The following is a 12058-nucleotide window of genomic DNA, read 5'->3' as shown; positions in this document are numbered from 1 at the left end:
ATCGCCGCGGCGATGTGGGCAGGCGGCGAGTTTAACAGTTTGCGTTTGGCGTTGCGGGAAAACACTGACTAAAGGGTCAGTAAGCGCTCGCCCAGGCGACCATTGGCGGTCAGTTCGAGGAATTCGTCACCGAGCCTGCGGCTTTCATCCATCGTCGTGCGCCAGTATTTCTGCCGGCTCGGGGCATCGCCCATGAAGCGCTTGAAGTCGTTACGGTCCGGGAGTTTGCCGTAGGGCAGGCGCGCCAGGTATTCCTTCGACGGTGCCAGCAACAGGACATCCTGCAAGCGCGCAGGACAAGCGCGGCGCCAGGGCAGGGTCTTGTCGAACCAGCCGGGAATGACCCGGTCGGTGAAATGCGGATAGAGCACGATGTCGTTGCCGCTGTAGGGCAGATCGAGGTGATAGTCCAGCAGACCACCATCGCGAAACGTTCCTGTACCTGCGCCCGGCAGGTCACGCACACCTTCCATCACCATCGGGATCGAGCCCGACGCGAGCAAGGCCTGGCGCAGGTTACCGGCCTCCAGCGCAATGAAACGCGAGGGGAAGTCGTTCAGTGCATTGACCGGTGGTGCCAGGCGCGGATCGTGGATGATCAGCCGTTCGAAATGCCGCGACAACCGCGCGCGGCCCCGCAAGTTGTCGGCGATCACCGATGACAGGCCCAGCCCCAGTCGGCCGCGATGATCGTCCGCCAACAGGCCGTGGCTTTTGACCACCATGATGTTCAGTCGGTAATGAGCGTTGTCCAGAATCGCGGCGTCGCGGCCGTCGAGCAAGTCATCGAGCATGCGCCGGGAGCTCTGGCTGACCTGCGCCATGGTCACGCCCTTGGCGAAGTTCTGTTCGGTGTAGAGGTGACCGAGGCGGCGGATGCCTTCGGCAGCATCCGGCAGACACGCGCTGGCGAAGCGCCAGGAACCCACCGACGCACCGATCAGCGAACGTTCCCGAGGCGCCGCCGGCAGCCACTCCCCGAACAACGCCAGGTCCAGACCTTGAATCCCCAACGCCTTGGGCCCCCCGGCGGCACCTGGCAGTGTGCCGACATCAAAGGCGCTCAAACCGTTTTCCCGGATGCGCGCGAAGGCGCGAGGGCCGGCCTTGAGGGTCAGGGAAGGGAACTTGATGTGGATGGCGGTCATACCGGTCTCGAGAGTTGGCGAACGTGCGGATTATAAACGCGTCGCACCCGATCAATGTAGGAGCTGCCGAAGGCTGCGATCTTTTGATCTTGATCTTTGATGTCCATGAAGCCGCCGAAGATCAAAAGATCGCAGCCTTCGGCAGCTCCTACAGGGTTGTGTGCCTGTTATTGATGTCGCGTTGCTATCTCCAATGATGGCAGTTCAGTTTCAATTAAGTTCGCCCCGTTAAGGTGCACTCCGTAGGCAACACATAAAAAAATACGGAGACACCCATGAAAACCCTGACTGCCCTGTTAACCGCATCCATCATCGGCATGACCGCCAGCATCGCCCACGCTCGCGACCTCGGCCCCGACGAAGCCCTGAGATTGCGCGACGCTGGTACCATTGTGTCGTTCGAGAAGCTCAACGCCGTCGCTCTGGCCAAACATCCCAGGGCCAAGGTCACCGAAACCGAGCTGGAAGAAGAGTACGGCAAGTACATCTATCAGGTGGAATTGCGCGACCCACAGGGCCTTGAGTGGGACCTGGAATTGGACGCTGTCAGCGGGCAGGTTCTCAAGGATCATCAGGATACGTAATGAAGGTGTTTTCTTTTTCACATCGGTGGGCGAGCGGTCGAATGGCTCTGGCGCTTCTGGCTTTTTGCTCGGTGGTCATGGCCCGCGACCTGGATCAGGACGAGGCCCTGCGCCTGCGTCAACAGGGCGTGATCCTGCCGCTCGAGCAGTTGTTGCAGCAAGCGCTGGACCTTTATCCCGGGGCCAAATTGCTGGAAGCCGAGCTTGAAGAAAAACACGACGTCTACGTTTATGAAGTCGAGCTGCTGACCACCGAAGGCGTGGTCCGCGAACTGGACCTCGACGCCACCACTGGGCAGTTACTGAAAGACAAGGAAGATTGATCGATGCGTTTGCTTCTGGTGGAAGACCATGTGCCGCTGGCCGACGAATTGATGGCCGGCCTCAACCGGCAGGGGTACGCCGTGGACTGGCTGGCCGACGGTCGCGATGCGGTGTATCAGGGCAGTAGCGAGCCTTATGACCTGATTATCCTCGACCTCGGTCTGCCGGGTTTGCCTGGGCTCGACGTGCTGACTCAATGGCGGGCCGGTGGCCTGGCCACGCCAGTGCTGATCCTCACCGCCCGTGATTCCTGGGCCGAGCGGATCGAAGGCCTCAAGGCTGGCGCCGACGATTACCTGACCAAACCCTTCCACCCCGAAGAACTGCATTTGCGAGTCCAGGCGCTGTTGCGCCGTTCCCATGGCCATGCCAACCAGCCGACACTCAAGGCTGCCGGACTGCATCTGGACGAAGGCCGCCAATGCGTGACCCGCGACGGCGCCGACATCCAGCTCACCGCCGCTGAATTCCGCCTGCTGCGTTATTTCATGCTGCACCCCGAGCAGATCCTTTCCAAAAGCCACCTCGCCGAACACCTCTATGACGGTGAAACCGAGCGCGACTCCAACGTGCTCGAAGTCCACGTCAACCACCTGCGGCGCAAACTCGGACGCAGTGTCATCGAAACCCGTCGCGGCCAGGGTTACCTGTTCGGCGGGCAAGCCCAGTGAAGTCGATCCAGCGCCGCTTGAGTCTGGGTCTGATCAGCGTGATGGTGATCGTCGGCCTGGTGCTGGCGCAGACCAGCCTGTGGCTGTTCGAGATGGGTTTGCAGCGCTACCTCGAAGCCGGGCTGCGCAACGACAGCGAAAACCTGCTGGTGGCGCTGGTGCGTGGGCCGCAGGGTTTGCAGCTGGATGAGCGGCGCCTGTCGCCGGCCTATCAGCGACCGTTTTCCGGGCATTACTTCCGCATCGACTTTGCCGACAGCCATTGGCGCTCCCGTTCGCTATGGGATCAGGACATGCCGCGCCTCGACCATGCCGGCCTGCACAGCAACTTGCAATTGGGGCCGGAAGGCCAGCAATTGCTGGTGCTGCGTTCGGACTATCGACGGCTCGGCCAATCAATTTCGATCAGTGTGGCTCAGGATTACACGCCGGTACGCGAAAGCTTCCTGCGTATGCAACAGGTCGGTCTCGGTCTGGGATTGGCGGGGTTGCTGCTGATTCTGCTGCTGCAACGGATCACCGTGCGCCGCGCCTTGCGCCCACTGGAAAAGGCTCGTGAGCAGATCGCCCAGTTGCAGCAGGGTCAGCGCTCGCAACTCGATGATCAGGTACCGGTAGAGCTTGAACCACTGGTGGCGCAGATCAACCATTTGCTCGCTCACACCGAAGACAGCCTCAAGCGCTCGCGCAATGCGCTGGGCAACCTCGGCCATGCCTTGAAAACCCCACTTGCGGTGTTGTTGAGCCTGGCCTCAAGCGAGAAGCTCGACGCGCATCCGCAGCTGCGCAAGGTGATTCACGCGCAGCTTGAGCAAGTGCAGCAGCGGCTCAATCGAGAACTCAATCGCGCACGGTTATCCGGCGATGCGCTGCCGGGAGCGTTGTTTGATTGCGATGCCGAATTGCCGGGATTGTTGGCGACGTTGAACATGATCCATGGTGAGCATCTTGAGCTCAGCTACCATGCACCTGCCGGTTTGCAACTGCCGTGGGACCGTGAGGATTTGCTCGAACTGCTCGGTAACCTGCTGGACAACGCCTGCAAGTGGGCGGACGCCGAGGTTCGGTTGAGCGTGGTCGAGAAGGCCGAAGGGTTTGAGTTGAGTGTGGAAGATGATGGCCCGGGGATTCCTGAGGCGCAGCGCGATCAGGTGCTTAACCGGGGAACACGTCTGGATGAACAGACGGACGGGCATGGGTTGGGGCTGGGGATTGTCCGCGATATCGTCGATACGTGGGGCGGGAGTTTGAGGTTGGAGGCGAGTGAGTGGGGTGGGTTGCGGGTTGTCATCGTACTTCCCAAACGCTGAGTACCCTGTGGGAGCGGGCTTGCTCGCGAATGCGGTGTGACAGTCGACATCTCTGTTGGCTGACACACCGCATTCGCGAGCAAGCTCGCTCCCACATTTTGATCTTCAGAGGACGCAATAACTGCGTTAAACGCGGAACTGATCCATCAAACGCTGCTGCTGATTTGCCAGGCTATTCAGCGACTGGCTCACCCGCGCCGACTCATTCGCCTGCCCCGACAACGACTCCGTCACATCCCGAATGGTCGCCACGTTGCTGTTGATCTCCTCAGCCACCGCGCTTTGTTCTTCAGCCGCACTGGCAATCTGCAAGTTCATGTCGCTGATCACCGTCACCGCCTCACCAATCTGCCGCAGCGCCGTCACCGCCTGACCCACCTGTTCGACACTGCCCTGAGCCTGACGGTGGCTGTTGTTCATCGAGCCGACCACGTCCTGAGTGCCGCTCTGCAACTGCTCGATCACCAGACGGGTTTCTTCGACAGACTCTTGGGTCCGGCGTGCCAGGTTGCGCACTTCATCGGCCACAACGGCAAAACCGCGTCCGGCTTCACCGGCACGCGCGGCCTCGATGGCGGCGTTAAGCGCCAGCAGGTTGGTCTGTTCGGCGATGGCCCGAATCACTTCCAGCACCGAACCGATTTTCTCGCTATTGGCCGCCAGGCCTTCGACTTGAACCATCGCCGCGCTCATGTCGGCGGCGAGGTTGTCGATGCTGGTGGTGGTGCGGTCGATCACAGTCAAACCGCGACGGGTTGCCTGATCCGCATCCCGCGCCGCCTGTGCCGCTTGCGCTGCGCTGCGAGCGACGTCTTGAGCGGTGGCGCTCATTTCGTGGGAAGCAGTCGCGACCTGATCCACCTGACGGTATTGCTGCTCCATGCCGGCGCTGGTCTGCGTGGCGATGGCGGACGACTGATCCGCCGTGTTGCGGGCGTCCTGTACCGAACGTTTGACCTCGGCGATGATCGGTTGCAGCTTGTCGAGGAAGCGGTTGAACCAGCCGGCCAGTTGACCGAGTTCGTCCTTCTTGTCGTAGGCCAGGCGGCGGGTCAGATCGCCTTCGCCGCTGGCAATGTCTTCGAGCATGTGCGCCACACCCAGGATCGGCTTGGTCACGCTGCGGGCCATCAGCCACACCAGCATCAGGCCAATCAACGCGGCCAGCACACCCAGGCCGAGTTCGACCAGGGTGCCGGCGGTGTTGCTGTCATCCAGTTGTTTTTTTAGCGCTTCGGCGGGGCCGACCAGGACTTTCTCCGGCACATCGAGCAACACGCCCCAGGACTTGCCACCGGGAATGGGCTGGAACGGCGACAGCACTTTGAGCTGTTGATTGCTGTGCAGGCTTTCGGTCTTGCTGCTGGTGGCGAGCAGGCGGATCAGCTCGGCACCGTTGGTTTTGTCCACGGTCTCCAGGCGGTGGCTGAGCTTGCTGGCGTCCGGGCTGTAGCCGGCCAGCAAACCGACCGGACTGATGATGCTGACGTGGGTCTGGCCGTCATAAAGCTTCTTGCTCGCGCCCTGGCTGATGGCTTGCAGGCTATCGAGGTTGATGTCCACCGACAGCGAAGCGATGACTTTGCCGTTGACCACCAGCGGGAAAACGATGCTGGTCATCAGCACGTTTTGGCCATCGATCACATAGAAGTAGGGTTCGATCACGCAGGGCTTGAGGGTTGTGCGCGGGCAGGTGAACCAGGCGTTGGCCGGCTCGCCGCTGGGGCCGGTGCGGGTGTCGGCCATGTCGCTTTCGGGCAGCGCCATGGACGTCACCTTGCCCGGTGTCGGTTGCGACCAGTAAAGGGCGAAGCGGCCCTTGTCGTTGCTGCCCAGCTCCGCTTGACCGGCGAACAGATCGTCCTTGCCATCCAGCGCATTGGCTTCGAACACCAAGGACAGACCGAGCAGTTCCGGGTTGGCTTGCAGGGCCGACTTGACCTGACGAGTCAGGTCTTCACGCAGGTCAAAGGCATCGAGGAAGCGCTTCTCGGCCTGGTCGCGCAGGAACAGCACCTGACGCGAAAAGCCGTGGCCATATTGATAGGCATCCATGAACTGCTGGCGAATCCCCAGCGCCTGGTTTTCACCCTGGGATTCGATCCGGGCCTGGGCGGCTTCGGTGAGCATCGCCATGCTCGAGGCTTTCACCAGCGCGGAGCTGTGCTCCATGCGATACAGCGAAAGACCCACCAGCAGGGTCACGATACTCGCCAGGCAAAGCCCGGCCAGCAGGGTGATTTTCCATTGAATGGAAAGTTGTCTGAGCGACATGGAGACGTCCTTTATTCGATATATATTTGAGCCTTCGTACTGTAACGGCCGCGAATCGGCTTACTTGAGGCTTGCAGCTTGCTGCTGCTTCCTTCAAAGTGCGCGCCCTCTAATAAAACCCTCTCTTTAATCCGCTGGCGGCTCTTTGCAGACTGTCGGCCGGGCTCATTCCGATTGCCTTGAGGTAACGATGATTAATGCTGTAATTGCCGCGGTCGGCGTCATGCTGATCCTCAGTCTGTCCCGCGTGCACGTAGTAATCGCGCTGATCGTGGGCGCCCTGGTGGGTGGTTTGACCGGTGGCCTGGGCATAGACGCGACACTCAAAGCCTTCAACAGCGGCCTCGGTGGCGGTGCGACGGTCGCGTTGTCCTACGCAATGCTTGGCGCTTTCGCGGTGGCCATTGCCAAGTCCGGCCTGGCCCATGCCCTGGCAGACAGAGCCTTACTGATGGTCGACCGCCAGCACGCCAGCGGTGGACGTCAGGTCAAATGGCTGTTGATCGGTTTGCTGTGGGTGGTGGCCATCGCGTCCCAGAACATCTTGCCGATACATATCGCCTTTATTCCGTTGCTGGTACCGCCATTGCTCTATGTGCTGACCAAGCTGCAACTGGATCGCCGGCTGATTGCCTGCGTCATGACGTTCGGTTTGATTACGCCATACATGTTCCTGCCCGTGGGCTTTGGCAACATCTTCCTGAATGAAATCCTGCTGGCCAACGTCGCCCGTAGCGGTGTGGACATCAGCGGCATCAACGTCACCCATGCCATGGGCATTCCAGCGTTGGGCATGGTCGTCGGGCTCGCGGCAGCGTTCGTCAGCTATCGCAAGAAGCGCGTCTACGATCTGGAAAAGATCGAGCAAGTCGAACAGGTCGCGGTGCAGTACAACCCGCTGAGCCTGATGGTCGCCGGTGTGGCCATCGCGGCGGCGTTCATTATTCAGTTGCTGCTGGACTCGATGATCATCGGCGCGCTGACGGGTTTCCTGATCTTCTCGGTCTCGGGCGTTGTTAAGTGGCGCGACACCGATGACCTGTTCACCGAAGGCATGAAGATGATGGCGATGATCGGCTTCATCATGATCGCCGCGTCCGGTTTTGCCGAAGTGATGAAAGCCACCGGCGAAGTACAGACATTGGTCGAAACCTCGGCCTCGTGGATCGGCCATAGCAAAGGCATTGGCGCGTTGCTGATGTTGCTGGTTGGCCTCTTGGTGACCATGGGCATCGGTTCGTCGTTTTCCACCGTACCGATCCTGGCAGCGATTTTTGTGCCGTTGTGCGTGCAGCTGGGCTTCAGCCCGTTGGCGATCGTTTGCATCGTCGGCACTGCTGGCGCCTTGGGTGACGCCGGTTCGCCAGCCTCGGACTCGACCCTCGGCCCGACCTCCGGCCTGAACATCGACGGCCAGCATCACCACATCTGGGACACCGTGGTTCCGACCTTCCTGCACTACAACATTCCGCTGCTGGTGTTTGGTTGGGTGGCAGCGATGGTCCTCTAAAATCAAAAGATCGTCCGAACGCGGCCCGAGCCTTCGGCAGCTCCTACACGGTCAATGTAAATACCGTCTTGAACCTCACCGAGCAAGCGCAAGTTTCGGGTCAAATGGTTGGCCCGACTTGAGCACGCCGTAAACAAAGTGCATCACTTACGGCAAGGACGGCTACTTCTTCGGCTACGACTCCAACACCGTGCGTCTGTTCAAGGCCAGCAGCCCTGAAGGCGTGGGCCAGAGCTTCAAGGACAACCGCGATCCGAACGGTGTCTACGTCAACCGCGACCTGGTGAAAGTTGCCAAGGACGGAACCCATTACCTGCAATACAGCTCGCCACTGCCCGGCAACACCCAAGTACTGGTGCCCAAACTCGGCTACACCGAATACCTGCCGAAGTGGGACATGGCGGTCGGTACTTCGGCGAACCTTGACGGCATCGAAGCGCAAGTCGCGCTGGTTGAGGCCAAGGTTCAGGAGCGCATGCAAGGCGTGGTGCTGAGCATCGTCGGAATTGCCGTGGTGGTGCTGTTGGTGATCGCCGCCGCCGGGATGCTGCTGGCCAACGCCATTCTGCGTCCTCTGAACCTGATGAAAGCCAACCTCGATGACATCGCGGCGGGCGAGGGCGACCTGACGCGTCGCCTGACCATCACCAGCCAGGATGAACTCGGCGAACTGGCCGGCTCGTTCAACCGCTTTGTCGACAAGATCCACGGCCTGGTGCGTCAGATCACCGAAATGACCTCGCAACTGACCGGTCTGGTGAATCAGGTCTCCGACCAGGCGCAGCGTTCGGATCAGGCGATGGAGCGTCAGCGTCACGAGACCGATCAGGTCGCCACGGCGATCAACCAAATGTCGGCGGCGGCCCAGGAAGTGGCGAAGAGTGCGCAAAACGCGGCGGTGGCGGCCCAGCAGACCGACGAAGAAGGCCAGGCGGCCAAGCGCGTGGTCGCCGGCAGCATCGTGAAGATTCATGCGTTGGTGGACGACATTCGCAGCAGCGGCGTGTCCCTCGACAGCCTGCAAAAAGACGTGTCGTCGATTGTCAGCGTGCTCGGCGTGATCCGTTCGATTGCCGATCAGACCAACCTGCTGGCACTCAATGCCGCCATTGAAGCCGCCCGTGCCGGTGAGGCCGGTCGTGGTTTTGCCGTGGTGGCCGACGAGGTTCGAGCGCTGGCCAGTCGCACGCAAATCAGCACCCAGGAAATCCAGGGCATGATCGACCGCTTGCAGGCCGGTACCCAATCGGCCGTGGAAGCGATGCGCCGCTCCAGTGAGGCCGGCGACGGCACATCCGCTCAGGCCAACGAAACCGGTGCTTCGCTCGATACCATGGCCCAGCTGATTGGTACCATCAATTCGATGAACGCGCAGATCGCCAGCGCTGCCGAAGAGCAGACCGCCGTGGCCGAAGAGATAAACCGCAGCGTGCATCAGATCGCCGTGGCCGTGGACAGCGTTGCCGATGAAACCCAACTCGGCGCCCAGACTTCCCGCAACCTTGCCGACCTGGGTCAACGGCTGGGCAAACTGGTGGGGCAGTTCCGTATCTAACAAGCGACCAAAGAAGCTGTGGGAGCGAGCCTGCTCGCGAATGCGGCAGTCACACAGATTTAGCCTGTACCTCCGCTTTCGCGAGCAGGCTCGCTCCCACAGGGATTGTGGTGCCGACAGGGGTTATGGCCTATCCCAGTAGGGCACCGCGCCGAAGCATTCGACGAAGAAATCAATCACCGTCCGCACCTTCACCGACAACCGGCGGCTGCCGGGCCAGAGCACGGCAATCTGCTGCGGCTCAAGGCTGTTGGACACCTGATACGCCCCGAGCACCGGCACCAGCGTGCCGTTGCGCACCGCCTCACCAATCAGCCACGACGGAAACATCACCAGCCCCAAGCCTTGTTCGGCGGCATGAGTCAGGGTGTCGGCGTGGTTGCCGGTGATCGGCCCCTTCACCGACCAGGGCGTCCAGTCCTGCGGATCCTTGCGGAAAAACCAGCGTTGCTGACCGGCCACGCCTTTGTAGGCCAGGCATTGATGCGCGGCCAGTTCTTCGGGATGGAGCGGCGTGCCGTGACGTTCCAAATAGGCCGGGCTCGCGGCGACTTGAAAACGATGGGGCGCCAGAATGCGCGCCTGCATGCTCGAATCGTGCAGCGGCCCGATGCGAAACAGCAGGTCGGCGCCTTCCTGCAGCGGGTCGACATAGCTGTCGGTCTGCTGGATATCCAGTTGCAGTTTCGGGTAGCGCTCGCAGAGCTGCCCCAGCCAGGGCGTCAGGTGCCGTTGGCCAAACACCACTGGCGCATTGATCCGCACCAGTCCGCTCGGTTCGCTTTGCTGTTCCTGCAAGGCCTGTTCGGCCTCTTCGAGTTGCACCAGCACCAGCCGCGCGTGATGACCGAGCATGCGCCCGGCTTCGGTGGGTGAGACGGCGCGGGTGTGGCGATACAGCAATTGCTGGTTCAGGGCGTGTTCCATCAACTGGATCTGCCGGGAAATCGAAGACGGTGCCAAGCCTTCGCGGCGGGCGACTTCGGAAAAACTGCCGTGGTCGAGCACGGCGACAAACAGTCGAAGTGCCTTGAATCCCAGTTCATTGAGGCCGTGCATGGCAAATCCTGCTGTGCGTGTTACGCAAAAGTGTTGTCAGGATGCTCCCATTTATCGCAAAGGATCGCCAGCCGATAATGCCCGCCATTGTTTACTTCAGGCAGGTTTTCTCTATGCGCACTTCTTCAATCGACGACGTTGGCGTTGTCGCCTCGTCGAGCACCCGGCCAGGGTTGCGGCTGTTGCTGCTGCCGCTGGTGATTCTGGCTGGCATGGGCCTTTCCGTGGAGGCCGGTTTGCTCGGGCCGCTCGGGGTTCAGGTCGGGCATTTGTGGGCGACCTTGAGCATCTTCGGTGTGGGCTCGGCGATTCTGTTTTTGCTGTTGCTGTTCAGCGGTCCGCAACAGGGCCCCGCCTTGAATGAGCTGCCGCGCTGGCAATTGATCGGCGGTTTCCTGGGGCCGATGTACGTGATCGTGCTGACCCTGGCCACACCGCACATCGGCATTGCCATGACGATGATCGCGATCCTCTCCGGGCAGGTCGGCAAAAGCGTGTTGATCGACCACTTCGGCTGGTTCGGCGCCACCCGCAAAAAGGTCAACGGTGAACGTTGGCTGGCCTTGCTGCTGATTGTCGCGGCACTTGTTCTGATCGCTCGGGGTTGATGATGAATCTGATTATTTTGTTGGCAGTGGTCGTAGCGGCCGGTGCGGTGTTAAGTGTGCAGGCGGCGATTAATGGACGGCTGGGCGAAACGGTTGGCGTGTTGCGCAGCAGTTTGCTCACGTTTGTGGTGGGCGCGGTGGTCACCGGGCTGCTGATCGTGTTTTTCGAACCGGCCCATGCCGTGAGTTTGCTCGACGTGCCGAAATGGCAGCTCAGCGGCGCGCTGTTCGGGGTGGTGTACATGATGGTGATGGTCGGCGCGGTGCCACGGGTCGGCACGGCGGTGGCGACGGTGGCGGTGATCGTCGGGCAACTGGGGATGGGGATGTTGATTGATAACTTCGGCTGGCTGGGGAACCCGGCGATCGAGTTGTCGAGTAGCCGGATGCTGGCGATGGTGTGTCTGGGGTTGGCGTTGGTGTTCATGTATCGCAGCAGTACGCGGCAGGGCTGACGCAAGCTCCTACACTGGTGGTACGGGCCGTATTTGCGAGACCCGGACGACCACAACCCTGGAGTCAGACTCATGATCAGCAGTGACAGTAAATGCGATTGCCCCAAATGCTCATGCAAGCTGGGCGAGCACCCGATCGCGCGCCACGGCAAGCACTATTGCTGCGAAGCCTGCGCCAAGCACCACGAACATGGCGAAGAATGTGCCAGCAAGGGCTGTAAGTGCGCCAAGGGCTGACCTCAGCCACGCACAGAATGTGGGGCCTATTCGGGCTCCACTTCCAGTTTCAGGCTTTGATCTTCCAGCCGCTCGGTATGGCGGATGATGCCATTGAGTCGTCGTCCATCCACCCTCACCAACACCGTTTTTGCCAGTTCCAGATCTTGCGGTATAGGTGACTGGATGCGCAGTGCGAAGCGGGTCGGGTCATGCTCGACTTGTTCAAGGCCGACCTGACACTCGGCGCTTTTAGTGATTCGACCGAACAGCGTATCGAGGCCGTAGTCGATGTGTGCCGTGCTGGTGAGTTGCGTTGATTTCATGCGCCGATCGCTCCAAAT

The 12058-nt window shown here is 60.8% G+C and carries 12 protein-coding genes and 2 pseudogenes; 9 read left to right on the top strand and 5 right to left on the bottom strand.

Going from position 1 to position 12058, the window contains the following annotated elements; genetic code table 11:
* Positions 1 to 68 precede the first annotated feature (68 nt).
* Positions 69 to 1148 (bottom strand): patatin-like phospholipase family protein, encoded by a 1080-nt coding sequence (locus tag ACYZTX_RS21615; protein ID WP_462035767.1) that lies wholly within the window; start codon positions 1146 to 1148, stop codon positions 69 to 71.
* Positions 1149 to 1423: 275 nt separating this feature from the next.
* Here ACYZTX_RS21615 and ACYZTX_RS21610 point away from each other — a divergent pair, with 275 nt between their 5' ends.
* From ACYZTX_RS21610 to ACYZTX_RS21595, 4 genes are read left to right on the top strand one after another with little or no spacing between them, the layout of a single operon-like run.
* Positions 1424 to 1732, top strand: a complete 309-nt coding sequence (locus ACYZTX_RS21610) for a PepSY domain-containing protein (RefSeq protein WP_462035766.1) — start codon at positions 1424 to 1426, stop codon at positions 1730 to 1732.
* Positions 1732 to 2055, top strand: coding sequence for a PepSY domain-containing protein (locus tag ACYZTX_RS21605; RefSeq protein ID WP_462035765.1), 324 nt, complete (start codon positions 1732 to 1734; stop codon positions 2053 to 2055). The genes ACYZTX_RS21610 and ACYZTX_RS21605 overlap by 1 nt, the downstream gene beginning before the upstream one ends.
* Before the next feature lie 3 nt (positions 2056 to 2058).
* Positions 2059 to 2727 (top strand): response regulator transcription factor, encoded by a 669-nt coding sequence (locus tag ACYZTX_RS21600; RefSeq protein ID WP_283188672.1) that lies wholly within the window; start codon positions 2059 to 2061, stop codon positions 2725 to 2727.
* Positions 2724 to 4037 carry a sensor histidine kinase gene (locus ACYZTX_RS21595; protein WP_462035764.1) on the top strand — a complete coding sequence of 438 codons (1314 nt, stop codon included), beginning with the start codon at positions 2724 to 2726 and terminating at the stop codon, positions 4035 to 4037. The genes ACYZTX_RS21600 and ACYZTX_RS21595 overlap by 4 nt, the downstream gene beginning before the upstream one ends.
* 126 nt (positions 4038 to 4163) lie before the next feature.
* Here ACYZTX_RS21595 and ACYZTX_RS21590 read toward each other — a convergent pair.
* A pseudogene (locus ACYZTX_RS21590) lies at positions 4164 to 4676 on the bottom strand (methyl-accepting chemotaxis protein); the annotation flags it as partial.
* A gap of 345 nt (positions 4677 to 5021) precedes the next feature.
* Positions 5022 to 6092, bottom strand: a pseudogene (locus tag ACYZTX_RS21585) (methyl-accepting chemotaxis protein); the annotation flags it as partial.
* 412 nt (positions 6093 to 6504) lie between these two features.
* Here ACYZTX_RS21585 and ACYZTX_RS21580 point away from each other — a divergent pair.
* On the top strand, positions 6505 to 7821 hold the full coding sequence (locus ACYZTX_RS21580) for a Na+/H+ antiporter family protein (RefSeq protein WP_462037092.1): 1317 nt from the start codon (positions 6505 to 6507) through the stop codon (positions 7819 to 7821).
* A gap of 142 nt (positions 7822 to 7963) precedes the next feature.
* Positions 7964 to 9376 carry a methyl-accepting chemotaxis protein gene (locus ACYZTX_RS21575; RefSeq protein WP_462037091.1) on the top strand — a complete coding sequence of 471 codons (1413 nt, stop codon included), beginning with the start codon at positions 7964 to 7966 and terminating at the stop codon, positions 9374 to 9376.
* A 123-nt stretch (positions 9377 to 9499) separates the two neighbouring features.
* On the opposite strand, the gene ACYZTX_RS21570 is transcribed toward ACYZTX_RS21575, so the two are convergent.
* Complete coding sequence (locus ACYZTX_RS21570; protein WP_462035763.1) at positions 9500 to 10435, bottom strand: LysR family transcriptional regulator; 936 nt, start codon at positions 10433 to 10435, stop codon at positions 9500 to 9502.
* A gap of 113 nt (positions 10436 to 10548) precedes the next feature.
* Here ACYZTX_RS21570 and ACYZTX_RS21565 point away from each other — a divergent pair, with 113 nt between their 5' ends.
* The 3 genes from ACYZTX_RS21565 (at position 10549) to ACYZTX_RS21555 (ending at position 11735) form a co-directional block, all read left to right on the top strand.
* Positions 10549 to 11043 (top strand): DMT family transporter, encoded by a 495-nt coding sequence (locus tag ACYZTX_RS21565; protein ID WP_462035762.1) that lies wholly within the window; start codon positions 10549 to 10551, stop codon positions 11041 to 11043.
* The gene (locus tag ACYZTX_RS21560; RefSeq protein WP_462035761.1) at positions 11043 to 11498 is read left to right on the top strand and encodes a DMT family transporter; all 456 of its coding nucleotides are present in this window, start codon (positions 11043 to 11045) and stop codon (positions 11496 to 11498) included. The genes ACYZTX_RS21565 and ACYZTX_RS21560 overlap by 1 nt, the downstream gene beginning before the upstream one ends.
* Before the next feature lie 72 nt (positions 11499 to 11570).
* On the top strand, positions 11571 to 11735 hold the full coding sequence (locus ACYZTX_RS21555; RefSeq protein WP_140680239.1) for a metallothionein: 165 nt from the start codon (positions 11571 to 11573) through the stop codon (positions 11733 to 11735).
* A gap of 26 nt (positions 11736 to 11761) precedes the next feature.
* Here ACYZTX_RS21555 and ACYZTX_RS21550 read toward each other — a convergent pair whose 3' ends face one another.
* Positions 11762 to 12040 carry a hypothetical protein gene (locus ACYZTX_RS21550; RefSeq protein ID WP_462035760.1) on the bottom strand — a complete coding sequence of 93 codons (279 nt, stop codon included), beginning with the start codon at positions 12038 to 12040 and terminating at the stop codon, positions 11762 to 11764.
* Between the last annotated feature and the right edge of the window lie 18 nt (positions 12041 to 12058).

The sequence above is a fragment of the Pseudomonas sp. MDT1-17 genome, assembly GCF_054898105.1.
Note: the sequence above shows the minus strand (reverse complement) of the source record. Positions and strands in the feature narration are given on the sequence as shown.

Excerpts from the sequence above, each read along its gene's own strand:
- ACYZTX_RS21615 (WP_462035767.1), bottom strand. The coding sequence starts at position 1,148 with ATGACCGCCATCCACATCAAGTTCCCTTCCCTGACCCTCAAGGCCGGC.
- ACYZTX_RS21610 (WP_462035766.1), top strand. The coding sequence starts at position 1,424 with ATGAAAACCCTGACTGCCCTGTTAACCGCATCCATCATCGGCATGACC.
- ACYZTX_RS21605 (WP_462035765.1), top strand. The coding sequence starts at position 1,732 with ATGAAGGTGTTTTCTTTTTCACATCGGTGGGCGAGCGGTCGAATGGCT.
- ACYZTX_RS21600 (WP_283188672.1), top strand. The coding sequence starts at position 2,059 with ATGCGTTTGCTTCTGGTGGAAGACCATGTGCCGCTGGCCGACGAATTG.
- ACYZTX_RS21570 (WP_462035763.1), bottom strand. The coding sequence starts at position 10,435 with ATGCACGGCCTCAATGAACTGGGATTCAAGGCACTTCGACTGTTTGTC.
- ACYZTX_RS21565 (WP_462035762.1), top strand. The coding sequence starts at position 10,549 with ATGCGCACTTCTTCAATCGACGACGTTGGCGTTGTCGCCTCGTCGAGC.
- ACYZTX_RS21560 (WP_462035761.1), top strand. The coding sequence starts at position 11,043 with ATGATGAATCTGATTATTTTGTTGGCAGTGGTCGTAGCGGCCGGTGCG.
- ACYZTX_RS21555 (WP_140680239.1), top strand. The coding sequence starts at position 11,571 with ATGATCAGCAGTGACAGTAAATGCGATTGCCCCAAATGCTCATGCAAG.
- ACYZTX_RS21550 (WP_462035760.1), bottom strand. The coding sequence starts at position 12,040 with ATGAAATCAACGCAACTCACCAGCACGGCACACATCGACTACGGCCTC.